The 25289-nt window shown below is 37.6% G+C and carries 24 protein-coding genes and 1 tRNA gene; 10 read left to right on the plus strand and 15 right to left on the minus strand.

The genetic code is table 11. The features are described from left to right. Positions 1 to 50 precede the first annotated feature (50 nt). Positions 51 to 599, plus strand: a complete 549-nt coding sequence (locus tag H6763_01060) for an alpha/beta hydrolase (GenBank protein ID MCB9803398.1) — start codon at positions 51 to 53, stop codon at positions 597 to 599. A gap of 439 nt (positions 600 to 1038) precedes the next feature. Here the strand turns inward: H6763_01060 and H6763_01065 are convergent, their stop codons facing one another. From H6763_01065 to H6763_01080, 4 genes are all read right to left on the minus strand, one after another. Further along, positions 1039 to 1545: a hypothetical protein gene (locus H6763_01065; GenBank protein ID MCB9803399.1), complete on the minus strand. Its 507-nt coding sequence runs from the start codon at positions 1543 to 1545 to the stop codon at positions 1039 to 1041. Further along, positions 1523 to 1786, minus strand: a complete 264-nt coding sequence (locus H6763_01070) for a hypothetical protein (GenBank protein MCB9803400.1) — start codon at positions 1784 to 1786, stop codon at positions 1523 to 1525. The genes H6763_01065 and H6763_01070 overlap by 23 nt, the downstream gene beginning before the upstream one ends. Positions 1787 to 2064: 278 nt before the next feature. Next, on the minus strand, positions 2065 to 3480 hold the full coding sequence (locus H6763_01075) for a hypothetical protein (protein MCB9803401.1): 1416 nt from the start codon (positions 3478 to 3480) through the stop codon (positions 2065 to 2067). A 32-nt stretch (positions 3481 to 3512) separates the two neighbouring features. Beyond that, positions 3513 to 3938, minus strand: coding sequence for a disulfide bond formation protein B (locus H6763_01080; protein ID MCB9803402.1), 426 nt, complete (start codon positions 3936 to 3938; stop codon positions 3513 to 3515). A 346-nt stretch (positions 3939 to 4284) separates the two neighbouring features. Here H6763_01080 and H6763_01085 point away from each other — a divergent pair, with 346 nt between their 5' ends. Next, the gene (locus H6763_01085) at positions 4285 to 4422 is read left to right on the plus strand and encodes a hypothetical protein (GenBank protein ID MCB9803403.1); all 138 of its coding nucleotides are present in this window, start codon (positions 4285 to 4287) and stop codon (positions 4420 to 4422) included. Positions 4423 to 4487: 65 nt separating this feature from the next. Continuing rightward, complete coding sequence (locus H6763_01090) at positions 4488 to 6224, plus strand: hypothetical protein (protein ID MCB9803404.1); 1737 nt, start codon at positions 4488 to 4490, stop codon at positions 6222 to 6224. Positions 6225 to 6548: 324 nt separating this feature from the next. Here H6763_01090 and H6763_01095 read toward each other — a convergent pair whose 3' ends face one another. Both H6763_01095 and tnpA (H6763_01100) read right to left on the minus strand, forming a co-directional pair. After that, a complete protein-coding gene (locus H6763_01095) occupies positions 6549 to 7739 on the minus strand; it encodes an MFS transporter (GenBank protein ID MCB9803405.1) in 1191 nt (396 codons plus the stop codon). A 220-nt stretch (positions 7740 to 7959) separates the two neighbouring features. After that, positions 7960 to 8355, minus strand: a complete 396-nt coding sequence (tnpA, locus tag H6763_01100; protein ID MCB9803406.1) for an IS200/IS605 family transposase — start codon at positions 8353 to 8355, stop codon at positions 7960 to 7962. A gap of 367 nt (positions 8356 to 8722) precedes the next feature. Between tnpA (H6763_01100) and H6763_01105 the strand changes: the two genes are divergently transcribed. Continuing rightward, positions 8723 to 9892, plus strand: coding sequence for an ATP-binding protein (locus tag H6763_01105; protein ID MCB9803407.1), 1170 nt, complete (start codon positions 8723 to 8725; stop codon positions 9890 to 9892). Between the two features lie 222 nt (positions 9893 to 10114). On the opposite strand, the gene H6763_01110 is transcribed toward H6763_01105, so the two are convergent. After that, positions 10115 to 10429 (minus strand): hypothetical protein, encoded by a 315-nt coding sequence (locus H6763_01110; GenBank protein MCB9803408.1) that lies wholly within the window; start codon positions 10427 to 10429, stop codon positions 10115 to 10117. 139 nt (positions 10430 to 10568) lie between these two features. Between H6763_01110 and H6763_01115 the strand changes: the two genes are divergently transcribed. Beyond that, a complete protein-coding gene (locus H6763_01115) occupies positions 10569 to 12245 on the plus strand; it encodes a DUF262 domain-containing protein (protein ID MCB9803409.1) in 1677 nt (558 codons plus the stop codon). Between the two features lie 254 nt (positions 12246 to 12499). On the opposite strand, the gene H6763_01120 is transcribed toward H6763_01115, so the two are convergent. Continuing rightward, complete coding sequence (locus tag H6763_01120) at positions 12500 to 12880, minus strand: hypothetical protein (GenBank protein MCB9803410.1); 381 nt, start codon at positions 12878 to 12880, stop codon at positions 12500 to 12502. Positions 12881 to 12947: 67 nt separating this feature from the next. Here H6763_01120 and H6763_01125 point away from each other — a divergent pair, with 67 nt between their 5' ends. Beyond that, complete coding sequence (locus H6763_01125) at positions 12948 to 14066, plus strand: hypothetical protein (GenBank protein MCB9803411.1); 1119 nt, start codon at positions 12948 to 12950, stop codon at positions 14064 to 14066. On the opposite strand, the gene H6763_01130 is transcribed toward H6763_01125, so the two are convergent. Next, positions 14063 to 14548: a hypothetical protein gene (locus tag H6763_01130; protein MCB9803412.1), complete on the minus strand. Its 486-nt coding sequence runs from the start codon at positions 14546 to 14548 to the stop codon at positions 14063 to 14065. The two genes, H6763_01125 and H6763_01130, sit on opposite strands and share 4 nt — an antisense overlap. Positions 14549 to 14617: 69 nt before the next feature. Between H6763_01130 and H6763_01135 the strand changes: the two genes are divergently transcribed. Then, the gene (locus tag H6763_01135) at positions 14618 to 15217 is read left to right on the plus strand and encodes an HAD-IA family hydrolase (protein MCB9803413.1); all 600 of its coding nucleotides are present in this window, start codon (positions 14618 to 14620) and stop codon (positions 15215 to 15217) included. 127 nt (positions 15218 to 15344) lie between these two features. Here H6763_01135 and H6763_01140 read toward each other — a convergent pair whose 3' ends face one another. From H6763_01140 to H6763_01160, 5 genes are all read right to left on the minus strand, one after another. Then, positions 15345 to 16091, minus strand: a complete 747-nt coding sequence (locus H6763_01140) for a hypothetical protein (protein MCB9803414.1) — start codon at positions 16089 to 16091, stop codon at positions 15345 to 15347. Between the two features lie 168 nt (positions 16092 to 16259). Continuing rightward, on the minus strand, positions 16260 to 17339 hold the full coding sequence (locus H6763_01145; GenBank protein ID MCB9803415.1) for a Fic family protein: 1080 nt from the start codon (positions 17337 to 17339) through the stop codon (positions 16260 to 16262). A 560-nt stretch (positions 17340 to 17899) separates the two neighbouring features. Then, entirely contained in the window at positions 17900 to 18322 is a 423-nt protein-coding gene (tnpA, locus tag H6763_01150; GenBank protein MCB9803416.1) for an IS200/IS605 family transposase, read from the minus strand. 687 nt (positions 18323 to 19009) lie between these two features. After that, positions 19010 to 19086, minus strand: a tRNA-His gene (locus H6763_01155). Between the two features lie 337 nt (positions 19087 to 19423). Continuing rightward, the gene (locus H6763_01160) at positions 19424 to 20473 is read right to left on the minus strand and encodes a type II secretion system protein (GenBank protein ID MCB9803417.1); all 1050 of its coding nucleotides are present in this window, start codon (positions 20471 to 20473) and stop codon (positions 19424 to 19426) included. A gap of 569 nt (positions 20474 to 21042) precedes the next feature. Here H6763_01160 and H6763_01165 point away from each other — a divergent pair. Beyond that, on the plus strand, positions 21043 to 21606 hold the full coding sequence (locus H6763_01165) for a hypothetical protein (protein ID MCB9803418.1): 564 nt from the start codon (positions 21043 to 21045) through the stop codon (positions 21604 to 21606). Between the two features lie 14 nt (positions 21607 to 21620). On the opposite strand, the gene H6763_01170 is transcribed toward H6763_01165, so the two are convergent. Next, on the minus strand, positions 21621 to 22970 hold the full coding sequence (locus H6763_01170; protein MCB9803419.1) for a hypothetical protein: 1350 nt from the start codon (positions 22968 to 22970) through the stop codon (positions 21621 to 21623). A 100-nt stretch (positions 22971 to 23070) separates the two neighbouring features. Between H6763_01170 and H6763_01175 the strand changes: the two genes are divergently transcribed. Together H6763_01175 and H6763_01180 are read left to right on the plus strand one after the other, a co-directional pair. Then, positions 23071 to 23583 carry a peptide deformylase gene (locus tag H6763_01175; GenBank protein ID MCB9803420.1) on the plus strand — a complete coding sequence of 171 codons (513 nt, stop codon included), beginning with the start codon at positions 23071 to 23073 and terminating at the stop codon, positions 23581 to 23583. A 10-nt stretch (positions 23584 to 23593) separates the two neighbouring features. Next, positions 23594 to 25288, plus strand: a complete 1695-nt coding sequence (locus tag H6763_01180) for a CapA family protein (GenBank protein ID MCB9803421.1) — start codon at positions 23594 to 23596, stop codon at positions 25286 to 25288. Position 25289 lies beyond the last annotated feature (1 nt).

The following is a 25289-nucleotide window of genomic DNA, read 5'->3' on the forward strand; positions in this document are numbered from 1 at the left end:
CAGTTATTTTACTATACTCTACTCAACATCAGTTGTTATTGCTTTTTTATATGAAAAACGCGTTGGTACTTCATGGGAGAAATTGTACACCAGAGATGTTTTGGTATCCGTATATTCGGAATGAATTGGAAAAGCTCGGGTATCAAACCTCAGTACCACTTCTTCCAGAATACAGATCTGCAGATAGAGAGATTTGGGTTCCATTCATCAAGAGGACATTCGATTTTCAGGAAGATTCAATATTGATCGGAGTATCATCATCATGCGCAGCTATATTGGAGGTGGTTGAATCTCTCAATCATTTCGTTGATAAAGTAATACTTGTAGCTGGGTTTATCTCCCCACTTAGAGAAGAGAATACACATCCAGTATTAAAAGATGATTATAATTGGGATAAGATCCGTAGAAATATTAGGGAGCTGTATATCATCAACTCGGATACTGACGAAATAGGTGCAGATCAAAACAAAGGACGTGAGATCTTTCAAAAATTAGGAGGGACACAAATCATAATGCACGATCAGGGACATTTTGGTTCGATCAAATTGGATCAACCATATAAAACATTTCCACTCCTAAAAAAGTTGATACAGTATTAGAATTTATTTCTTGGGTTTTCTGAGTTGCGGATATTTTGTTTTACTGCTGAGCTAATACAGGATTCCAAACAGAAACTACATCCTTATAGATATATAGTGTGGTGTTTAAAGATTCATATACAGACCAATAATGAGTACATTATTTTGCAAGACATATAGTCTAATAAAGTAGAGTTAAAGTTCAGCTTCATTAGGAATCCAAAACTGTCCTACAAGAATCTGAGACAGTATGATCCAAATCAAGCGGCTGCATATTATATTCGCATCCTCGAAAATGATACTGAACAGAAGTACTCTTCAATAAGTACAGTTGTAGTCCAGTACTTGATCAAGTCTCAGAAGGTATTCCTTACATCAAAAGAAGCTAACTGGCAACAGTTTATTGAGAGCAACATATAACATATCCATATCTGAATAATATGAACGTACACCTTTCACGCTAAAGAAATACTTCCTCTTCAACAGCGTTTTCAAGCCCTCCATATCGTTTGAGCAAATTCTCTACTTGTACCTTGAACTCCATCATACGTTGCCTAATGACCAGTAGATTCTCCAACCAACTGCTACCAGAAATATACTTGTTCTCAGATCTTTCAACATTCACACGCATCAACTCCTGTAACAGATGATCGCCTATTTCCATATCTGACATACCTCTCATTTTCAGATCTGTATTATCCCCGCTAACATTGTTGCGATAAATGCTAGGTATGACCATCTGTCCATCTTCCTCTCCAAGAATCCTTCTAACCTCATCAATAACTGATCCCCTTGCTTTCTCTACATATTCGATATCAGCTAGCCGTCCTTTTAGATATGTGAGAAAAGGTCCACGATCATTTCCCTCCTTGATAGCTTCAACGGCTCTCCAAGCCTGTATCGCCCTCGCATACTGGACCAATTGCATATCCTCTTTGAGTTCATTAGGAAGGGATATTTGGTGCATACACACCGTCACCCATGTTTTGGTTAGATGCAAATATCTGATGCTCACATCCATATGTACGTAAGAAATCCAAACATGCAATACGTTCTGTTTCGCCACGCCTAGCATATTCCTCTCTCATCTCGTCATATGGTGGCTTGTTTCCTGCGTACGATCTGTTGAAGAAACCAAGCAAACCCATCCATTGAATAAATCGTGCTCTAGGGTCAACTGCTAAAGCTGTAGCTTCTTCATCGATCAATGTTCCGATAAAGTGATTAGGCGGGATTTTTCTCGTTTTGTAGTGTAATTCTGCGGTCTCTGTATCAGTTTCCTGATTTTATTGGGTATCTGTAGCCACAACAGTTTTTGGGGCATCGCCCACGGGCGTTTGTGGTACAAAAGGTTCCTGGTTACCTGTATGAAACATTACAAGTATTCTACTGATCAAATAAATTATCAAATGGCATATTACTGCTCAAGCGATGCCAGAGGATCTTAGCACCATCTTATCATAGCGATAATATAGATAATAATGCCTCACCCTACGTGCCTACTTCTCCCTCGATACTTCTGGCTCAAAACGATAGCTTTGGATCTAGAGACTGCATATTTAACTTGAGCGTAAGATAAACCCATAAGATCAGCTACCATCTCATAGGTTATGTGGGGGTTACTTGCTAGTTGACTTAGGATCTGTATATCTTGCTCTCTTTGTGGATACACAACCTGAAGACCTCTCATCTCATCGAATAACTCTCTTCTCTCTCTCGCGACCTGTTCTCTGTCGTTATAATTCACTGGAAGGTAATCTATCCCCAATTTCTTAGTAACCTCCTGGATCTGGGCTACTGTGTATGTAGTACCCGGGGGACTTAGTTTCCTAGCGATCTCCTTCAAGCTGGCACCGGCACGGACGTACTGGAGGATCTCACGTTCTATCGCAGTGAGGTCTGAGGTTTTTTCTAACAGATCATCTGCGATCTTAGCTGCTCTTACCCTCATGAATGGGTTGGTTGGAATGTTCTTACCATATACCATACTAAGGAATCGTCTCGCCGATCCTGGTGTAGCTACAAGTAGTCCTGGAGGAGCATCTCTTTGCATCTGCTCAAGCTCCTTATGGATCTCATCCTCTCTCAATCCGAATATCGCCATGCCTAACACCTTTTTCTCCACCTCCAATAGCTCGTACTCATGGTCTATCAGATAGAAATACGCCTGAGAGGTCCTGTCGAACTCAGATGACAACGCAGGATGGAAACGTCCTGCCTCACCTGATCTGTTCTCATTGGAGATAAGATCCGTGCCCAATATATCATCCATTAGCCATAGAGAGGCTTTGGCCAATGCAGCTACCCTACGTGGATCCCTGTTGATCATCTCTCCTAGTTTCTGAGATGAGAACTTAGGGGTTCTCCAACCATACGCCAGAGATATGAACTCAAGCAGACCAAGATGATTTGCTGAAGTATCCCCTCTGCTGATGGAGACATTTATAGAAGAGAGAACTGGTCTGACCGCCTCGAAGCTATCCGATCCAGCGATCTCATCCAACTTCTGTAATAGCTCGATATCCTCTAGGATCATCTCCTTCCGCTTCATCCTCGCCTGATCCAAACCGATAGGCTGACATTCTCCCAACAGATCTAAATCAACAAGAATAGCTAGACTCAAATTAACGGTCCCTCTGGCAGCGGTCTCTGAGAGTCCATGAGTCATTCTTAGGGTTTCCTTTGCACTCCTTACGACATCCTTATGTCTGCCCCCTTCTGCAGATAGCATCATCCCAACTATCTCTCTCAAGGACACGTATCGACCGTCTGGTCTTTCTACTACTGCAGCATCAGGAATGTCTAGCTCTTTTTCTATTCCTAATTCAATAAGCCTGGAAAGAGCCGTAGGCCTTTCAACCAACTCAGATCTAGCATCAGTAGCGATAGTGTTTAGTGTCATTGAAAAATTCTAGTATCTAAATATCCACTCCATCAGGCTGACCTCTCCCTCAACCTGAACAAACAGACCGCTACGACAATAAATGCTGTTAGGCACAGTGTAGCTTGCGTCACAAATCCGAATACCTCGAAAAATTTCGTTGAACAAACAAAACTCGTTGAGCAGGTTCCTGAACCAGAGCTGAAAATGCCCCAATGAACAAGCTGTTGATATGATGCTGATAATGAACCGAGGATCACAGCGGGTAGCGCATAGTATCTTACATTTCTATCATTCCGAACTATCCCTACAGATAATGTCAAAAGTACCGAAAATATCAACATTCTCTCAAACCAGCATAGTGGTGCAGCTGTATTTCCTACGATCTCGATAAAGTAGATACTAGCAAGAGTAGCGAAAAGTGCCATGATCCATGCAAGAAGTAGTAGGGGACTCGTATTTTTTAGATTTATTGGCATAATGAATGTTCGTTATAGTTTATTATTTCCCTACATTTCAATATATCTAATTTTTGAAACTCGGGCTAGTAGAACGATCAGTTATCACAGAGGGGTTTAGTACTACAGATTTTTTACTCTGAGAAATATATGTTTTATGTATTTCTTTTGCGAAGTTCTAAATTTTCTATGTATATACTATAAGTTGATAATTCCGCTTCATATTTAGACTTATCTCAAACATTAAGGGTTCTGTATTTCCATTGAGAAATGCATATTATCACCGAGTATACAAATGATATTTATGCTCTACCTAATGCTGGTAAAACAATTCTGAGCATTTGCAGCAATCTTCTAAGCCAAGTTGATGGATATATTTATTTTCACAACCATAGATAACTCCAAGTCTACTGTACAAGAGCAGTTAATGTGTAATGCATTTGTTGATGAAGCGTTTAGAATAGAACCACAATCAGACATCACAACATTCAGACGATCGGAGTGAAAATTTCTACCAAATTCTCAAATTTTGTCATATAATGAATTATTAACATTTCAAATCATCTATCAATGTCCGACGTCATCACAAATCCAGAATTTAGAGTAGATACAAGACCAGTACGTATTCGCAAAACATTACCTCCCGATATTCAACAGAAGCTTGATAAGCATACATCGCCAGAAAACATGAAGCCTTTCGATTATTTTATAGTAATTGGTGCAGATGGTACCGCATCTTTTCAAGACCCAGACCTTGCAAATAGATTAGAACAAGCCGCTTACTCTGACAGTTACGAGGAGGTAATGAACATGGTCCCTACTGAAGCTCAAGTCATCAATAATCTTCGAAATGAACCTACGATTACCGCACTTTTACAAGGACTAAATGTCAATATTGATGGTGGCATGAGCTGGCAAATTCTTCACATACTCCATGAGAACGACCCCATATTAGGCATATTATCTGAAAGATATCGCCGTATTTGTGCAACACTCATAGAATGTGGAAATAGTGTTTGGAATGCTGATGGTATAAGTGAGGATGAACAACGCTATCACGATAGACAACTCAGAGCAGAAGATATTATACAAGGAGCAAGAAGGAAAGGATTAAAACCATCAGATATAATGGTTGGTCGTACAATAGTTGCTGGAGTACAACAACCTAAAATAACGCGTTTACAGTCTAGACTCACAGGCAGCACGCAAGTCTCTGACAAATGGGATCAAATAAGATATTTTTATCCAGAGGGACCTGAGGATGGTTTTATAAGCGGTGTTGAATGGTATAGTGATATCATTTACGCCCTGATGGTTGCACTATCAGAAGGAAGGATGATTGATCACTTTTTTGAACACAATCTAATCACTCCACCACCAGAATATATTACAGACCCAACAGATAAGAAAAATTACATGCTCAATGAGTCTACCCATGGGCTTATGCAGGTGTTATGGCGCTATCTTAAGCCCAAAGTTCTTGAAGTCATTCAAGATCGCGGAGCCAATCCGAGCACGTACAATTACGAAAACCTACAATTAGCTCCAGATCAAACTCTAGGAGCAGAACTCCTTAAGCTTTCTCATGAGTTTAAAAATTCAACTGATCCAAAAGATCTGGAACGACTACAACGTGTAGAGGCTGCTCTGAATGCTTTAAGAAAGTGGACTACTTTTATCGAGGGAGGTAGATCTGCTGAAAATCCAACCGGTGTCGATACAGCACGACCTACTAGCTCAGTTGAATTAAGTACAGCATTGCAAATTTTTCAGGGTGCAAATGATCTCCTTACAAAACCTGAAGGTATAGTTGAATTAGCAACTGTTTTATCGGAACTAGATACTGTAAGCCTTATACCCGAGACAATAGATCAGGAAGGTGAAGTTGATAATGAAGCTGTCACTAGCATAATCCAACAACTCAATAATGCAGTGAATGAAAACTGGGTAAATGCTTTAAATTACGCACCTATTATAAGATTGAGAGACTTGGGACAAGATGGATTGTCGAGAAAACTTCTTGAACGAATGTCCATCACACTCAGCGAGATTGCAAAAGCAGCACCTGCATTGGGACTCCAGATTTCTGAGGGAGGTCTATCAGAAATGACATTAGCACAAGTATCGAAGATGAAGCAACGTTTTAGAACACTAACTGCTGCACTTCATCCTGATGCATTAAACCAGTCGGATATTCTTAATGACCCTCAATTCCTAAGATTAGTAGACCAGCACAGGCCTATAATTGATGCACTCCGCGAATTATTTAATCAGTTATATTCGGAGAAAAAACAAGAAAATACCTAATATCAATTGTAATTGTTAAGCTTACAGAGAACAATTCACATACAAGGTTGTGGATGAAGCATTTTCAGGATTCATCCTGAAAAGTGGTGACCCCATTACACAACAGCAAAGAATGACAGGGGATAAAGAGAGATGGCCATCCAAATACACTCTCCAAGATACTTCTTCAAGGATGTCGCTTTGCTAGAACTTTGCACGAAGTACAAACAATTATCCTGTGATTTGATACGTTGAATATTTTTCCAATAATCTTCTAATTCTAAATATTTCCCAAAACTGGGTGTAATTTACAGATCAACAATGCTGATGTCATAATTTGGATCATCAAGAATCCTCTTGTAAAACTCTAGACATATTTATACTAACAGGAACACCGATTAACAAACCAAAAATCCCAACCAAGCCAAGAGTATTCTCAACTCCTAATTTATCTATCGAATTTCCTACTAGAAGACCTAGCGGAACAAGTACCAAATTCACGAGAAGACTTACTGCAGAAAGAGATGTTGCTCGATACTTTGATTCTATATGCTCATTCTGCATGTTATTAATTATCGGCAACCGATAGCCATCCACAAACTTCCGTAAATATACTGAGGAAACAGCACCAAACCCACCTCTGACAAATGAGAATAACGAACCAACGCTCATACTGAGGATTAAAGCGATCGAAGAATACTTTGACCTGAAGATCCTTTCAAACCTATCAACAAATCGAGTACCTATTGCCCGCATCAGATATGTTCCACCTATCAACCATGCGATCAGAGTGGGGTCGTCAAAAGGTTTAGTGATCCGAGGCTCATATAGATACCACACCGAAACATAAGTAATGATCATAGTGATAATGGAGAACAACGAAACCCAACGGACCTTACTATTTCTGAAAATGTGCCGTACTCCATCGATATTTTGCTTCAGATAATCTTTAATGTGGTATTTCTCCGAATCAATTTTCGGTTCAATATAGAAAAGGCTCGCCAGAAGACCGATAAATGTTATGGGAATCATCACTCCAAAAGGTAAAAACGGATCTATTTTGTATAGATATCCACTTGATATACTCGCTATTGCCATCCCCAATGTACAAAACAAAAATGTATCAGCTTCTATTTTTTTATAAAGCTTTTTCTCTAACCCCTCTTCTTTTAGCGAATCATATAACAAAGCCGATTGAGCTCCAGAAGTAAATGAGTTGTCTACATAATAGAGTAACTGGAATACTATTACTCCAAGGAAATTATGTTGTATATAGAAAAACAGATAAGCACAAAAGAGTGCTATACGCCCAATAACAACTGTTCTTTTCCTGCCAATAATATCCGCTAATGCACCTGATGGAAGCTCCAAGATAACACTCAAGAGCAACCCTGCAGCAATTGCACTGTTTATTTGGGCGAAATCAAGCTTAAGATCGGTATTCCAGATAAGAACGTATGTCCCAATTGGAAGAAAGAACCAATTGAACACAGAATCGATCTTATAAGTAAGGATATTTCTTTGTAGATTGCTCATAAAGTGAAATAAGTCAGCAATATATAGGGAATTATATTTTATTGAATGTTTCTTAACAATGATACATATGAGATAACCAGGTAGAGTATTTGGGTAGAGGCATAACTTTGGAGGTGTAATTGTTGAGGGGTCTTCCGCTGGAAACGCGTTGAGAGGGATGACGTTAATTGAGCCGACTCCCTCGGCATGAATGCCGGGGATTCCGGCTAGGGGTGTCATTTTAGGATTGTGAAGAAATGTACCTTTTTACCACCCCCTCTTCTATCTCACCTACTGTTACTGCAAAATAGCCGTCACACCAAAAGCTATCCCCCCATAGAAACTCATCTAGGTCTGGATACTCTTGTTTTAATAATCGACTACTCACACCTTTAATCTTATGCATTACCGATGATAAACTCTCTCGTGGTTTAATTTGGATTAACATATGAACATGATCAGTCTTGATTGCTAATTCCTCTATCCACCATTTATTTAGTTTACAACCTTCATACAATATCTCTGTTATGCGTGTTGATATATCCTTACGAAGGATGTTCTTTCTCCTTTTGGGTATCCAGACTACATGATACCGAAGTCTGTGTTTTGTGTGAGCTCCGCTCCAATATTTCTTCACATCCTAATTATGACACTTCGCTCAGACGCCCACAACAATGCTACGCCTTGTTGTGGATCAGTTCGCTTCATCCCCATTCTTAAAAGACTTGGGGTATTCGCGTCGACTCAATAAATTTGGATTTTGTGGGATAGTGTCTAAACACCCTCTATACGGATAAATACTACCAAGAGAGGATAATTCGAGACTTGGGGTAGGTAGTAAAACCGTAATTGAACAAATCTTCAAGTATATCGATGATTTTAAAACCACTTGGAATTGGTTGTCTAATCCAACGATGAGGTTTGAGGGATTAGATTAGAAGAGCAATTCCTGTAAATTAGGATTCGCACTACTATATTGTGGACTAGTAGTGTATAATCAAAACATGAATATAAAAAGAGACATCGAAAGTCAAATAAAAAAAGCTTCTAAAAAGATTGGTGTGATTACAATAGTAGGGCCAAGACAGTCCGGTAAAACAACAATTGCTAAGGAATTATTTCCAGACCATAAGTACTATAATTTGGAAGACATTCGACTACGAGATAGAATATCACAAGATCCAAAACAATTTCTAGATAACCATGAATCGGGTATTATCCTTGATGAGGTACAAAAATATCCTGGTTTATTATCATATATTCAGATAAAAATTGATGAAGACTTCATGCCTGCTCGTTTTATTCTAACAGGATCTGAAAACCTACTTCTCTCAGAGAAAATATCCCAGAGTCTTGCTGGAAGGACATCCATCTTTCAATTACTACCATTAAGTATAAATGAATTAATAAACTCAAATTACCTTAAAGAGAATTATCTTGAACAAATTCTTTTTGGATTTTATCCTCGTATTTATTCTCAGAATCTTCAGCCAAGTGATTTATATCCAGATTATGTGACAACATATATTGAGCGTGACGTAAGGCAAGTCAAAAATATTGGTGACCTAACAAACTTCCAAAGATTCCTTCAACTATTAGCCGGAAGGACAGGGCAACTATTAAATCTATCAAGCCTTGCAAGTGATGTAGGGGTTACATACAAAACTATTGAGTCATGGATTTCACTTTTAGAAGCAACATATATTGCATTCCGATTGCAACCATACTATAAGAACTTTGGAAAAAGGATTATTAAGTCTCCAAAGGTTTACTTTTATGATACTGGGTTACTTTGCTATTTATTGGGGATTGATAGTGTGAAAGAGTTAAGCACTCATTCAGCTATTGGTGCAATTTATGAGAACTTAATAGTTACAGATTTCAAAAAACAGCTTTTCAATACACGCTCTAGTTCAAAACTATATTTTTGGAGAGATAGTGAAAAAAACGAAATAGATTTATTGATCAAAAATGCAGATATATTATATCCAATTGAGATAAAAGCTGGGAGCTCATTTAACAGCGACTACCTCAAGGGGATAAAGGTATGGGATAGTTTACACCAAGAAAAGAGTTTAAGTCATATCGTTTACAATGGTGAGAATGATAAGATTTCTAATACAAAACTCATTAATTGGGTTGAGATTAATGAATTTACTGATCTAATTTCCTAAGGATTTAGATAGTATATGAGCGATTGCTCTATAGGAAAATCCAAGTTGGGGTGGAAGATTTCAAACTTCTCCAATTTGTTGAAGAGATACTAATACCGCTATTCCAGCAAGTTAAAAAGGTTCAGGAAGAGATGAATTTGATCATAGCTGAAAATAAGTCCAAGCCTTATGTAAAGCTCGATTATAAGCTCTAACACTTAGAAGGAAGAGAGGACTCCAACTTTATACAGATCTTCTCTTTGAGCCCGACATATTTTTAACTGTTCCGTGAACTTCTTTTTTACGCATGGCTGCGGCTGCTAATCCCATATCCGACTGAGGAACTTGCAAGACCTTCTGACTTGAGCGTCTATCTCCTAATCTCTGAGCCGCTTTCTCAAGAAGTTTTGGATTTCCACTTCTCTCAATTTCTGTTGCTCGAGATCCAGACTTTGTAACAGCATCTAGTCGTCTATTTCGAGATAAGGAGACCTCCTGTTTTCCCTCTTTACCTGCAGCCTTAGACTGGGCTCTTATGTGTGATTGTGTTTTAGACATAAATGTAAATTGAAAAGTTATTAATTATTTTAGCAAACCTCAAATAGGAGTGCTAGTCCCGTTTAGAGTCAGTAGTATTTCTGTTCAAATACAGCCATTTCTGATATCCTTATAAAAGTAATTTTAGCGAGGAATTACAATGCGAGACCTAGAGACTCCGTCAAAAGACAATCTTAGTAAAATACTAACTGCAATTGATTCTGGATTTTATGTAATTCCAGACTTTCAAAGAGAATTTGAATGGGGACCTTGGGATATACAAGCATTGTTACAATCAATATTTGCTGATTATTACATTGGTACACTACTTCTTTGGCGATCAACTCCCGAAAACTTCAACAAACTGAATTGTGAGTCTATATACGGATTTAACAAGATCAATAAAGAGAAACTAATGTATACAGCTCAACACATTGTTTTAGACGGACAACAGAGACTTAGTGCTCTACATTATGCGTTTTTTCCTCCGACAGAGCCATTTCCAAAAAGAAAAACTCGTTTCTATTTCTTTGTTAAACTTAACAGTATTTTAGAAGACGACTGGGATGAATCAATTGAATACAGAAATGACAATACTTCACGACAAAGAACCGCAGAAGAGTTTGTAGGACCCTTAGAAAAGCAATTCGAAGAAGGGTTATTTCCACTATACCTGCTTGGTCAGGGTTTTGAATGGTATAAGTGGGTTGTACAGTATGGGAATTGGCTAGAGAAACAAGGAGATACCGAAAAAGAAGAGAAAGTACAAAAACTTGAGAAGTTCTTCCAATCATTGCTAAATAGTTATGATATTAGCTATATCGAACTATCAAAGGACATAGATGTTGCTAAGGTATGCGATATATTTACAAAGATCAACTCATCTGGATTGAAACTTACGATCTTTGACCTTCTCAACGCATTGTTGAAGCCTCACGACATTGAGCTTAAGAAAAACTGGAGAATTGCTTCTGAGAACTATAACCACAAAGAGCTGGAAAAGATGAACATCTACCTTCTTCAGTATATGTCGATCAGACTACAAGGATACTGTTCGCCCAGATATCTTTACTACTTAGTTCCTAATACACAAAGAACAATTAGAAAAGAAGATGGATCAAAAGAGAAACGAGTAATTATGACAAGCCCAGAAGAATTTACACAATACTGGGAGGAAGCCTTGCGATATACTCAAAAGGCTTTAGCAAAAATTGAGAATCCTAGGGATTTTGGATCGCTTCAACCAAAGTTTATTCCATATCCAACTATGACGCCTATTCTCGCTGTTTTACTGAAAGAGAAAGAGTCGCTAGATTCCACAAGACAACAAGCATTTGATAAGAAAATTACACAATGGTATTGGGCTTCTGTACTATCCAACAGTTATTCAAGCAGTGTTGAATCAACAATGACGAAAGACTACTTAGATCTCAAAAAATGGATAGAAGACGATTCAATGACACCAAATGTGGTTCAAAGAGCCGTTAATACTATTGAAAATCTTGATCTGGTTAGAGAGAATCGACAGAATACCGCTATTTATAACGCAATATTCAGTCTGTTTGCTAGAAACGAAGCAAGAGACTTCTACACAAATAATCTTCCAGAGTATTCAGTATTAGAAGATCACCATATTGTTCCAGCGTCTTGGGGTAAGAAAAACGGGATAAAAGACATAAATACGATATTAAACAAAGCACCTATTTCAAATGATACAAACAAGAAGATTAGCGACAGACTTCCAAGTGATTACCTCAATGAAATAAAGCGAAATATCGGAAATGACGAGCAATTTTATGATCTGATGCGAACACACCTCATCGAGCATCTCATCTAGATTCGGAAAAGCAAGTTTGTATCCTTGATTTATATGATAACCATTTTCTGGAATATCAAACTCTAATCTATATTTTTTTAATAAGCTCCCTAAATGTTAGGTGATATGTAATTGCAGTAATCGCGTATTAATAGCCACGATCAACATTCGAGAGCTCTTCTAGCGTATTTTTTATTGAGGTATATCTATTAGTACTCCCAAATCGCCTTGATAAATAAATTAGGTTCATTACTTCTTAATTTAAAACTTACTTATTAACTTTCTACATCATCCGTTTTATCAATTATTTCTAATATAAATTTGTCAGGAGTAATTTGCATCTCTTGTTCATTCTCTGGCTTGGGCTTTCCAAGTAGTCGATCTACCCAGTCTATAAGTAATTTGCTTGAACTAGACATTTTTGAGATGTATGTAAAGGCCAGCTTATCATTGATGGTAAATTGATCTTTGTGATGTTCCATATTCTCTTTAACTTCTTCAAATTCTGAAATGGTCATTCCCATATAATCAGTAATCCTATCCATAAATATTTGACTTTGCCTTTTTCTTTCCCATCCCTTTGATTTTTGATCGGGAGATGGTTGTTGCTTTGAACTGAATTGTGTTGCTTTACCGTTTTTTACGCCGTTTTGCATATCATAATTATATTAGATTGAAATTTAGTTATCGCGTAGCAATAATGTTACTTGCTATAATATGGGTATGAGAAACAAAAAACTAATTGACGATATTAACTATCTATTTAAAACACTCCCCAGAAAACATAAGGATTTGTATGCACTAATCTCAAAGGATGAGTTTATTATGATGACAGATAGAGTTGTAGCTCTTGTTGATAATAAGGACTTCAAACAAAAGGATTTTCCAATCGTTTTGCAAATGATTTTCGCAAAGATTCGGGATGCTCATTCGATGGTTGATCGATATCAAGATCCTAAAACTCCTTTCTATTTCGAACATATCAACGGTACCTATGCCCCAGTCGTAGTAAGTAAGGAGACTAAAAAGCTACTACTTACAAAGCTTAAGTCAATAAATGGTTATAGTATAGAAGAATTTTCTAGACTAATCGACAAGTATATTATTTATGATAATCCTGAAGCTCAGAAATTGCAGATATCTCGATCGTTAAGTGATTGGAAGCTGATTAATTATGTAACCTCAAATAAAAATAAATACATAACTTATGTTTTTGCAGATGGTACGAAGGTAAAGTCCAAGAAACGACTTAAGTCTACTATGCAAACAAGCATCTATTGGACAGAAGGACTAGAGTTTTTACGAGAAAGACCTAGCTATTTCCTATTATCAAAGGGAAATGCTTTGTATATTAAGTACTCAAGATGTAGGGAAGATCAGGATTATCCACTTAAGCAATTCACAAGAGAGATTAGGGCTGCTATAAAAAAGAATACTCCAAGCAAAATAGTTGTCGATTTTAGAAATAATCACGGTGGTAACTCCTCTCTGTTTGACCAGATCGCTGATGTACTAAAAAGCTATATCGATAAAAACAAACCCAAAGTCTATTGTTTAATCAATAGAAAAGTATTCTCTTCTGGGACTCTTAATACATATGATGTGAAATACAAGCTTGGTGCTACGGTTGTTGGACAACCTGCTTCTCAGGGGATAAACCATTTCGGTTATACTCACTTTTTTGAGTTACCGAATTCGAAAGTTGAAATACGTTACTCCTCTGAGTATTGGAAATTTATTGATGGAAATGATCCTGTAATTAAACCCGATGTGTACATCGAACCTACAATTGCTGACTATAAAAACGGTAACGATCCTGTACTCCAGTACTGCCTAGACTAAAGGATTTTAAGACTATCAATCTCATCAATGTTGTGAATTTCAAGCCCGTACTTCATGCACTCTGTTTTGTAGTATTCGTTGTACATAATCACCCATTCAACCTCTATGTCCTTTATCCAATCAGGGTATTTATCACCGTCATCATAAAGCCCTCTCGTATTTATCCTGTTTCGAATTCTTTGTGCGTCTTCATCAATTAAGAAAAGATATCTAATATCATGCTTATCAGAATTCCGGAGCTTACTCACATATTCTGGTGTAATTGCGATTCCTTCAAGAGCAATATTTTGAAACCCAAACCCTATCTCCAGAAAGGTGTCGAGGCCTCTTTGAGTTGCGATTGCTTGTTTAGTTTCGTGCTCAAATACTGTCTTTGCATCTTTATTTTTATGGTAAAATTCTACAGCATCAAGTCCGTGACCATAGAATAAATCAGGATTATCTTCAGGCTTAAGAACTTCTAGCCTTTCATTACAGAGCAAACTCAACTAAGTATCAAAGACATTCTACTCTTTTGATATAATCATTTGATTAAGCTGACATCATTACTTATGAAGAGTATTATTTTCGACCTTAATGGAGTATTCATCAAGGGTGAGTATCTTACATCAAGGCTTGAGAAAAAGTACAAGGTTTCCACAGAAGAATCCCTTACTGCACTGAAATCTATCATGGATATTGTAAGACAACCAAATGCACCTTCGATATATTCTCTTTGTGAATCATATTTCGAAGAGTGGGGTGTAGAACTTGATGAAACTGAATTCTTGGATTGGTATTTCTCGGGAGAATCACTAGATGAAGAAATGTATGAGTTTGCACTTTCATTGAAACAACAAGGTTATAACATTTATTTTCTCTCAAACAATTTCAGAGAAAGAACAGATTACTACAGAAATAATCTCCCTAAACTGTTTCAGCTACCTAAGAAATCATATTTCAGCTGGGAAACTGGTTTGGTTAAACCTAATGTCGAAGTGTATAAACATATCTTAAATGAGAATTCACTAGATCCCACTTCAACATACTACATAGATGACTCGGAAAAGAACCTAGAAGTAGCTGGATCACTTGGTGTGAATACTTTCTTAATGAAAAATGAAACAACTGTTGATGATTTAAGAGAGTTTATAGCTAGTGCTAGCGTCTAATCTCCCTCTGAGCTCATAAACACTAACAATAAAGGTAAATTAGGATTCTGGGGTCGCTATGCCTCTATCATACTAAACAGCTTATATGACAAGTTGGTTGAAGCAAAGAGTATGGTAAAGCCTGAGTTTAGTTACTCTTGAGGGAATTTTGATAGATCTCGACCAAAGGCTCTTCCCAATCAAAACAAGATGATATTCCAACTAACGACTTGAAAGCTTTTATACTTTTTTCATCAAGTTTGGCATACTCTTGTAAAACACCAACACATTCTGCAATAAATCCGCCTACAGTACCATTTGAATCATCAACACCCCCAGAAACAAGCTTCTTATCGAGTCTAATTATTAATTTTACCAGTAAGTCAGCAGTTTGATAGCTTACTGGCAATTTTGAAACAATTGTAGATAATCTATTTGTGCCTTCTCGAAGTGAATCTTGATATGCAAACCAGATCCTTGAAGGTCCAGAATATGCTTTAATCAGTCTTACAGCATTTGAGATCACTTTTTTGGTTTCCGCAAGTTCTTCTGTAGACAATTCTCCTAGATTCTTACTGCAAGTTGGGTGAGAAATAGTTGTCTTATCTTCTGTTGGAATTTTCTTGCCTCTCAGGATTGCATAAATAGCCACAGCAACCATATGCTTGCACAGTATGTCCTGTTCACCTAGATAACAATTGCAACGACCTCGATCATAAGACTTGGAATGAACTACAACTTTATATGGGTGAGTACCTTGTACTGTAGCAGTATAGGTAATTCCATTGTCGTCAAATTCTTTGATCTTGCCTGATTCATATAAACCAATTGCTCGTTTATATGTTGGTTCGTCAGTTGCGTATTTAATTTTTTCTAGTGTGTATGCTGGTTTCATTTTGTTTCAGTTTTGGAACTAGAATACCTACTTAGTTCCAAGTTGGAACTAATTTTCTTTCTTAGTCCCAATTTGAGACTAAGGTTGTAACACTGGTGTTACAAAGTGCGACCCTTGTAACAAAACGCTCTCTTTTTGTTACATATATGACTTCGTGAAACAAGACTGTTACTCCAGAATTTTAACTAATTTATTGAATCTATATGAGTTTACCTTCGTAGTATCACTTTTAGATAAAACTTTAACTTCTTCAAGATATTTCAAAATCCTTAAAGCAGTCATACGTTGGATTCCTGTTTCTTTTGTCATATCTGGTGAATTAAAAATAGGCATTGAGAATAGAAAATCCAAAACCTTGATTGCATTTTTCGGAGTAGGAATAGTTACAATTTCTTCTTTTAATGAATTATAAAGATTAAGCACCTCCTCAACTTTCAAGATGTTCTTTTCAGACTGTTTAATTACTGCAACCAAGAAAAATAAGATCCAACTCTCCCAATCATTATCCTTGGTTATTGCTTTTAATCTTTGGTAATACTCATCACGATTGGTCTCAAAGTATTCACTAAGATAAAGCATAGGTTGTTTTAGAACCTTTTTATAATATAAAAATAATGGCATTAATATCCTACCTGTACGACCATTACCGTCCCAGAATGGATGAATGATTTCAAACTGAGCGTGGATTATAGCAAGTTGTACAAGGTAATCCTTCTCATCATAATGAATATATCTCTCAAAATCGGCAAAGAGATCTTCTATTTCATTCGCTTCTGGCGGAACATGACTTGCATGATCTAGTCCCAAAGCAGGGTTGCCAATATATACTGGACCAGTTCTAAATTCACCTGGAGTTTTGTCACTACCACGGGCATCTTGCATCAGGACTTTATGATTCTCTTTGATGAGTCTAGCTGAGAGCGGTAACTCATCAAGTTTATCAATCGCCATGTTCATAGCTTTGCGGTAGTTTAAGACTTCTTGAATATCCTCATACTTATCAGTCTTTTTATTGGGGCTTGCTTCATACTTCAAAACATCTTCAAGAGAGGCTTGTGTCCCCTCAATCTTTGAAGACAATACAGCTTCTTTTGTGGTAAGAGGGGATAGAAGAATCCTTGCTTTTGGTATGCTTTGCATATAACCATCAAACTTTGCCACAGCTCTATTAGCCTCACCAATATGCTCAAGGAATTTATCCCAATCTAAATCTTTTATTGGTAATTTGTGTGGTTTGAATGGTTTCATTGTTGTTAATTCTTAAATAAATTATCTATATCGTTTTTAGTAGAGACTTTTGTTAGCTTCATCCTAGAATTCTCTATAAAAACTCTCAGTTTGCTAAGATTGAAGTTGTTTGTAACCAATACTTTGCGTTTAAGTGGTTTAATAAACTCAGGATTTTGCTTTAATAAAATCTCAAATCTAACAAACAAATTTTCATAGGTCGTATATAGAGTTACAAGATATAGAAATGGCAGAAAAAGTAAACTAAGCAAAATTGGCGTCAGTAGAGATAGGAAGTTATTAATCGTAAACAATGATTCATAATCCGCTATTAAATTTTTACTGACAAAGTAGATCAATAGTAAACCTATGACTCCAACTATGAATGAAAATAGCTTACGAACTGGTTCATACTCAGATTTCGTTTTCGAGAATGCCTCCATCATGAAAACAAAAGTAATTACTGGAACAAATACTATATCTACCCAAAAGCTAAAAGTATAAAAACTAAGTATGAATTCAATAAAAATAGAAACTTTTACTGACACTCTATGGACTCCACTTCGTTACGCCCATAGGTTCTACTCCAACACAAACTTCGTTTGCCCCTTGTCTTGCTTTTCTTGATACTGTACATATTGTCTAATCTTCTTCTCATCCAACCCCACACTGCTTACAAAGTATCCTATGCTCCATGTTGCAGGATTCCTCCTTATATACTCAAACTTTTTTCTTATTTCCTTTGAACTATTCGCCTTTATATCTCCCACAACTTTTGCTATTGCATATTTTGGAGGAATCACTGCTACCATGTGCACGTGGTCTTTCATTATTTTTATTTCTTCTATACTCACGTCTGGATACCTCTCCGCTATGTATGTTCTTATTACCTCTTCACAATATTTCTTAACTCCTGTCACCATGATTTTTTGTCTAAATTTCGGTATCCAGACTATATGGTACATCAGACGGTAAGCAGCGTGGGCTTGTGTTCGTATTTCCATTTCTTAATTCTACCTCAAGACAAGGGATATCTCCATCTACGGACTCCGCTTCGCTCCGCCCGTAGATTTTTGATCGGAAATATTAAATGCTCTGTATGCGGTTATACTTTAAGTCCAGAAGAACAAAGAGGCAAGAACTACTACAGATGTACACAATACGGAGGAAAGCATGGAGCTCAATATGTAAGTGAGGAAATTCTTAAGAACCAATTTGCCAAAGCTTTTAAGAATATCCAACTTGATAAAAAGACAGCTGAGAAAGTCCTCAAAGACCTAAGGGATTTAAATGAAACGAGTTATGGTATCTCAAAAGACCTAATAAAACATCTGATTTCTGAAAGAGAATCAATTAATAATAGAATGCTAAAACTACTCGATGATAAATATGATGAAAGTATTACTAATGAATTGTATGAAAAAAAGAACAAACAGTATCAATCTCAATTAGACGAAATAGAAAGAAAATTAACAAATGTACAGAAGGTTGATAGAGCCTTCTATGTGACCGCAAACCTTATTGTAGAGCTAGCTAAGCATAGTGCAGAGTTGTTTAAACGTTCGGAACCTCATGAAGCTCAACTCTTAATCAAAACTGTACTTCAGAACGTAACATGGGATGGTAAAAAACTGCACTACGACTACTTAGAACCGTTCAATCTACTCGTAAATTTGGAAGATAGTACAGTATGGGGTGGCAGATGGGACTCGAACCCACAACCCTCGGTACCACAAACCGATGCTCTAACCAATTGAGCTACAGCCACCATGACTGCATATTATATACTACCCGGATGTGTTTTCAAACGATTACTTGCAAGATCCTTATGTTCCGTCAAACAGTTGTCCGACTGATCTTATCTTCACTAAGAGAATTCTATTACGCCCCACTTGCCCTTTTACTCCATAAAAATTCATCCTCTTTCTGCCAGATCCTTATCACAGCAAAACTTGTCACCTAACACAACTGCCAACCTCATACCATTTGCATCAGTTCAGGAGGTCAACAATGGGTTCGTGCCTAGACCATCTTCACAACAAAACTTCTAGGATGGTTATCCTATAGGAGGCCATCAAATACATGCACCATGCTCTGATCTATATTTATGGATAATATTCAAAGTCGATCGATAGGGTAGGTTTATCCTCTGATCCACTAAAATCTCCTGAAGTTACCGATATACCTGACCATGCATCCGATCCGTCATTTCCAACCCAGATCAAAATATCACTACCCGGAGTCCATGTAGGATCATCTATATGAGATTGGATCAAGGCAGAAATATCTGGTGATGATATGGGAGTACCCCATCCTCCACTTGGTACAGAGTTCCAGTCGACAACAATTTCATCTAGACCAGATTCTAGCGAATTAAACGATGTAGAATTGGTCGGCGGAGAGGTGTCATGGTCCGGATATGTCATCAGATCCACATTTACGTTAGAACCACTGACAGTAGTGACCACAAGGTCAAGCGTAGCATTGGTGATCGTCGCTCCTTGTGGGATATCTAGATTTTGGAAATTTAGGAATAAATGAATTGAATTATTAAATGATGTTCCTAATGTCAATGTAGTATCGGTGCTATTGAATGCAGTACCACCGAGTAGGGAAGTGTCGTTAGTTCCGCTACCTACAACTACTGCAATAGTGTCACTGATCAACTCAGGTGGAGTCTCTGTTGGAATTGTGATGACCTCTTCTAACTCTGAGTCAGGCGCAGAGATCAATATCCGTTTACTTTGCTGGCCAAACAGGCAAATCCGATATCCCGTATCACCCCCAGAAGTCGCTGATGGATCACGAGGTATCTCTACGATATACGCCTGATCAGAACCCACCAATACAGCATCGAGATCTATTTGACCATCAAGGATCGTCGGAACATCCGTTATCACAGTCGTTCCATCTACACAATTCGCAATAGGTGACCCATCTCCTTCTAAGAGTGTATCGATATCATTTCCATCTATCAACCACTGTTCGATACCACTATGGATAGCACGAACACCATTCCATCTTGAAGCATTACGAGATTTTGAGAACGCCACACTAGGATTGATCGCGAGTATAGTTGCAGCCGCAAGTATACTGATCAGACCCACCGTCACAAGGATCTCGATCAGTGTAAAAGCATCGTATGATCTTTTCATGGTTCATTATAACTAAATCGTAAAAGAATCCAACCTCGCATTGTTTGACATATATTCTATTTAGGGTTCCGCAAAGCGAGACTGAAACCCATAAGAGTTCTCAAATAACAAAGATACCCTGACCTTATAGTCGAAGGACTTTTTGACCGTAAGAGCCAAAAACTTATATTTTCGTATATAATCATCATCAAGGTATAGAAAAGAAAATCACATTGAACATAATGACTCTTTTTTCAAATTAAGATATCAACATAAACCTTATCAATCATATTAATAGAGGTACCCCAGGCCTTGACAGTCCAGAAACTGAACCAGAAGGAGGTGATGTCCTCCAAGCTATCACTCAGATTCTCTATCCTGAATCAACTTTAACTATCGAGACTTATACTCCCCAGGACATTATCGAATTACTTTACACATTTCTGGCAAAGAATAACTCATTAGTAGAACCACCAATATCACCCTCTCATGATGCAATTATACTTGCTCAGGTAGTAGCAAAGGAGATTAGAATATATACAGAAACACATGAAAATAACGAGGATGATCTAGATGATTCACTTGAAGAGATGATCTCTGAAGCTCTTTTCTTTTGTATTATCATGGAAAGAAATATGTATGGGGGTGAAAGATCAGCTCTTAATTTCGTTGAACTGTTCCTGAGACACTCAAGCTCGTTTTTAGACATTCATAAGCTGATCAACAGTGCAATGGATCATGACATTTCACTTGGTTGGTGGATCATGAGCCTGCTTTACAGTACAGAACAAATATTCTCTGTGGGAACTAGCACTTTAAAAAGAAGACCACAAAGTGATTATCATTATCGAAACAAAAAAAACCTCATAGATCCAATTGTAGAAAATCATATACTGAGAATTTACTATTTTCACACGGTTCCTATACATTGGTTAGATCATCTTCTAGGTGTCCGATTATGTGCCTTTACTGATATTGAAGATTTCCATGTTTATAGATTAAGTAACCATCAGACTCTCGATAAACTCAAAAAGCGAATAATCGAGTATGTGACGTTTCTGACGAGCAATCAACATGAACGAACACTGGAGAGGACAAAAAGTATCTTGAAAATATTAGAGATGTTGCAAGAACACCTTCCCGCTAACTTATAGCACTTACATATAAGTTAGCTGAGTGGGCCATTGGGCATATAAACATCCATGATTGGAATCATACTATATCGTGTACCTTCAAGAATTTTTAGAAAATGATCAACTACAAATTTATAAAATGTAATTTTTTCTTCAGGGAATTTTTGGGTTGGGAGAGGACAATTTTTAAGATGTGCTTGTAATGAAGATAGGAATGATACTAAGAACTCCTTCGATGGATTGAATGGCACTAAAGAAGTAGTAGGCTCGTTACCTGGGGTTTGTGTGTTTGCTGAGAACCGCAGATCTGCGGTGTTGATACTGGTGCTATAAGCATTCACAAATACATAAAGTGATTTTATGAGTTTGTCTAGATAACGGATATCGCCAAAGAGAAACATAGAATATATAAGAAATGATTCTCGGGCTTTTGTCATACGATGGCGATATACTAAAGCATCAATTATATGTCCATCAATTTCAGATAAGAAATATTCACCATCAGTGAAATTTTCCTGCAGGGGTGGAATTATAGCGACATCTAAATCAAAACGCATTGCATTTTCGATGAGTTCAGTTTTTTGCATATCGTTCAACCTATCATTGTTTGTAACCAGGAATGTTCCCAAAAATCTGTTCTGTAACGAAATCATAAGATCCATACTTAACGGTATGGAGCTTAATTGATATAACTGAAATCCATCTACTGGCTTGATACATTCCAGTGAATTCATCCATACATTCCAATAGCTACCATTTTTCTGACCATCAGGGGTAAACATGCGACTAAATGCTTCCATACCCTCTGTTTCTACTGCATATAGATAACCAACAGCAGGATCTATCTTTACCAACTCATCAAACAGAATTAAACTAACAGGATATCCCAAGCCCTCCATATTTGCTTGAAAACTCTTCATTAAAGTAAATAAGCAAGAAGGAGTTTCATCTGTTGATGTGTATCTACTCACAGCCGCTTCTAGAATATTGCATATTATGAAATTTGTTAGCGTAATGCTCTGTACGATAAGTTCATGAGCAGTGTATGGCCAAACAGATTCATTACTTCTTGCTAATCGGTGTGCAAGATTCATGATTTCTTGAATAGACAATTCTTCCTGTGTTACCTCATAGACTTTTTCTTTGGGAATGCGAAAATTATCACTATCAGAATTCCAGATAGCTGTTTCTAGAGGTGTCTTTTCAGTGACTTCAGAGAACCTATCAATATCCAGAACAGCTGCCAAGATATGTTCTGGGATCAGTACTGAGAACCCCATATTTGGGGATTGTGCTAATTCTGCTGCTCTAGCTTTCCCAAGGAGTGTTTTCTGGTTCACACGGATCTCGTGACTGTCATATCCCACACCTACCTGATTATGCATAACCTATAGTATTTTAATTTTAGACTCAATTTTCTATACTACTACTAGACCCAAACTTTTATCTAATATACAATTCATAACGATATAATGATCATTCTCTATGATGGATATTAATGAATTGATTACTAGAACAGAATATACTGTCCTCACATTACCAGAATTCGAAGACACACTTCGGAGTGTATCTTCTGATATCCCACATGATCTGCTTGGGAGCATGAAAATAAAGACTTTTGCCCAGAATCTATATCAATCTATGATGAAGGTCGAGATCGAACCAGGTTGGATGCATACAGGTGTAGCTGCGATCCAAGTCGGAGTTCCATTAAACATCTTTTTAGCCTATGACGGAAATCGTGATGAGTATATCCCCTATATCAATCCTGAAGTTGAACTACTGGGAGGAAGAACTGATGATAAGGATGAGGCGTGCCTTAGTATTCCAAATATAGTAGGCAAGGTAAGACGTACCAAAAGAGTTCGTATCAAATATTTCGATCTTGATGGCGAACTTCAAAGGAAAAAGTTGAGTGGCTGGAATGCAAGAGTTGTACAACATGAGTTCGATCATTTGCGAGGAATACTCTTCACGGATAAACTGATCGAAGATTGAAAGATAACGTATGGGAAATGAAAGTTTCGGAGAGATCCGTAAGAAACAGGTTCGAAAGATCATTGCTCAATTCATTTTTGGACTAACTATCCTATTTGCTGTCGGGAGTTTTGCTTATAGAGCTACGCAAGATACACAATCGACCACTTCGACTACAGATACCTCCCAGAAAGATCCTGAACCCTCAGATGATAGTTTTGACTTAGTTTCTTCACAGGTATGCCTAGGAGAACTTCCTCCCGATCTGACAGATCTCCTTGAGAGGGAATTAAGCAATACACAACAACTCACTTCTGACGATAATTCTTGTACACTTATATTATCGTCAGGGATCGTGGATAGTAATCGATACAATTCCTTGTATCACAGGGTATACACTCTAGTATCCAGGGCTGACCAACCCATCCTGAACGTGACATGGGCTGACCTCAAGGATGGATTGAATAGAGGTAGCATAGACAAGTACAAGATCTATCTCACGGATGAAGCTTCATTTTTCATAGATGCAATGTATGGTACATCTACACGAGGTCTATCTAAAAATGTAACTGAACTGATAGACACAGTGCTCAATGATCCCAATACCTTGGCGATCTTGCCCATCGAGGAGCTACTACCCAAAGTCAAGAGTGTAGCTATCGATGGTATTACGCCATTTTCAGATGACCTATATGTATTCACATACCCTCTTTCTGGAACTATCTGGTCAACGATCCCAGATCAAGAACAACAGGATCTATATATCAAAGTAGAGGGTTTAGTCGAAGAATACTTTGGCTCTAACTCATATGATCAGGAGAATGTTCGGAGTATCCTCCTTACGGGTAGGTCAGCTATTGGCAGTAGATCGTTATTTTCTAGTGAAAATTCGACTACTGATAATCTCTTCTCTAACATCACCACTATGATAAAGGATGCGGATATTTCTATCCTAAACAATGAGAGTTCTTTCATTGAGAATTGCTCACAGTCACCTGAAACAAGGATCCTTTGTAGCCTACCTATAGAGCAATCACTTATCTCTGATATTGGCTTTGATATAGTGGGCGTGTCTGGACAGAGTGTACTTGATGTCGGTAGACCTGCATTTGAAAGCACTCTTTCGGGGTATCTAGAACAAGACTTAGGCTACTACGGTGGAGGTATGGATCGTGAAGAAGCAAAAATAGGTGTCACAATAGAACAAGATAAGCTGAAAATGTTCCTCACAGGTTTTTCATTAGTAACCCCTACAAGATATCTTTCAACAGATAGATCATCAGGAACCTTAGCACCAGACAAGGTAGCAGGGGATGGGTACTATCTATCCGAAACTCTGTTAGATCGTCCACAAGATGAGATCCAGATAGTGGATATGCAATGGGGATCAGATATTTCAAGCACGATCTCTGAGCAGGAGAAAAATTATGCTTTAAGACTTGTCGGTGCTGGTGCTGATCTGGTTTTTGGAACTAACTCAATTATTGTAAAACCTATGGAGTACATCGACAGTGTACCGGTATTTTATGGTTTAGGAGATTTTGCTTACCCACCGGACAAAGGGGTAGAGGGGAGATCTATCATGGTCAGATTATACCTATACAATGGGCAATTTCTAACTTACGAACTTATCCCCACTACTATTGATGACTCAGGTATCATAGATATTGATATGGACAGCTACGGCGAAATATTGAATACTGTATATGAGAATACCAACTTCTAGA

The sequence above is a fragment of the Candidatus Nomurabacteria bacterium genome (assembly GCA_020632395.1).
In the GTDB taxonomy this organism is placed as follows: Bacteria; Patescibacteriota; Dojkabacteria; order SC72; family JAHDCA01; genus JACKFQ01.

Excerpts from the sequence above, each read along its gene's own strand:
- H6763_01065 (MCB9803399.1), bottom strand. The coding sequence starts at position 1,545 with ATGCACCAAATATCCCTTCCTAATGAACTCAAAGAGGATATGCAATTG.
- H6763_01075 (MCB9803401.1), bottom strand. The coding sequence starts at position 3,480 with ATGACACTAAACACTATCGCTACTGATGCTAGATCTGAGTTGGTTGAA.
- H6763_01140 (MCB9803414.1), bottom strand. The coding sequence starts at position 16,091 with ATGAAACCAGCATACACACTAGAAAAAATTAAATACGCAACTGACGAA.
- H6763_01060 (MCB9803398.1), top strand. The coding sequence starts at position 51 with ATGAAAAACGCGTTGGTACTTCATGGGAGAAATTGTACACCAGAGATG.
- H6763_01115 (MCB9803409.1), top strand. The coding sequence starts at position 10,569 with ATGCGAGACCTAGAGACTCCGTCAAAAGACAATCTTAGTAAAATACTA.
- H6763_01085 (MCB9803403.1), top strand. The coding sequence starts at position 4,285 with ATGGATATATTTATTTTCACAACCATAGATAACTCCAAGTCTACTGTA.
- H6763_01125 (MCB9803411.1), top strand. The coding sequence starts at position 12,948 with ATGAGAAACAAAAAACTAATTGACGATATTAACTATCTATTTAAAACA.
- H6763_01160 (MCB9803417.1), bottom strand. The coding sequence starts at position 20,473 with ATGAAAAGATCATACGATGCTTTTACACTGATCGAGATCCTTGTGACG.
- H6763_01095 (MCB9803405.1), bottom strand. The coding sequence starts at position 7,739 with ATGAGCAATCTACAAAGAAATATCCTTACTTATAAGATCGATTCTGTG.
- H6763_01180 (MCB9803421.1), top strand. The coding sequence starts at position 23,594 with ATGGGAAATGAAAGTTTCGGAGAGATCCGTAAGAAACAGGTTCGAAAG.
- H6763_01165 (MCB9803418.1), top strand. The coding sequence starts at position 21,043 with ATGATCTCTGAAGCTCTTTTCTTTTGTATTATCATGGAAAGAAATATG.
- H6763_01080 (MCB9803402.1), bottom strand. The coding sequence starts at position 3,938 with ATGCCAATAAATCTAAAAAATACGAGTCCCCTACTACTTCTTGCATGG.
- H6763_01105 (MCB9803407.1), top strand. The coding sequence starts at position 8,723 with ATGAATATAAAAAGAGACATCGAAAGTCAAATAAAAAAAGCTTCTAAA.
- H6763_01090 (MCB9803404.1), top strand. The coding sequence starts at position 4,488 with ATGTCCGACGTCATCACAAATCCAGAATTTAGAGTAGATACAAGACCA.
- H6763_01145 (MCB9803415.1), bottom strand. The coding sequence starts at position 17,339 with ATGAAACCATTCAAACCACACAAATTACCAATAAAAGATTTAGATTGG.
- H6763_01120 (MCB9803410.1), bottom strand. The coding sequence starts at position 12,880 with ATGCAAAACGGCGTAAAAAACGGTAAAGCAACACAATTCAGTTCAAAG.
- H6763_01135 (MCB9803413.1), top strand. The coding sequence starts at position 14,618 with ATGAAGAGTATTATTTTCGACCTTAATGGAGTATTCATCAAGGGTGAG.
- tnpA (MCB9803416.1), bottom strand. The coding sequence starts at position 18,322 with ATGGAAATACGAACACAAGCCCACGCTGCTTACCGTCTGATGTACCAT.
- H6763_01175 (MCB9803420.1), top strand. The coding sequence starts at position 23,071 with ATGATGGATATTAATGAATTGATTACTAGAACAGAATATACTGTCCTC.
- H6763_01170 (MCB9803419.1), bottom strand. The coding sequence starts at position 22,970 with ATGCATAATCAGGTAGGTGTGGGATATGACAGTCACGAGATCCGTGTG.
- H6763_01110 (MCB9803408.1), bottom strand. The coding sequence starts at position 10,429 with ATGTCTAAAACACAATCACACATAAGAGCCCAGTCTAAGGCTGCAGGT.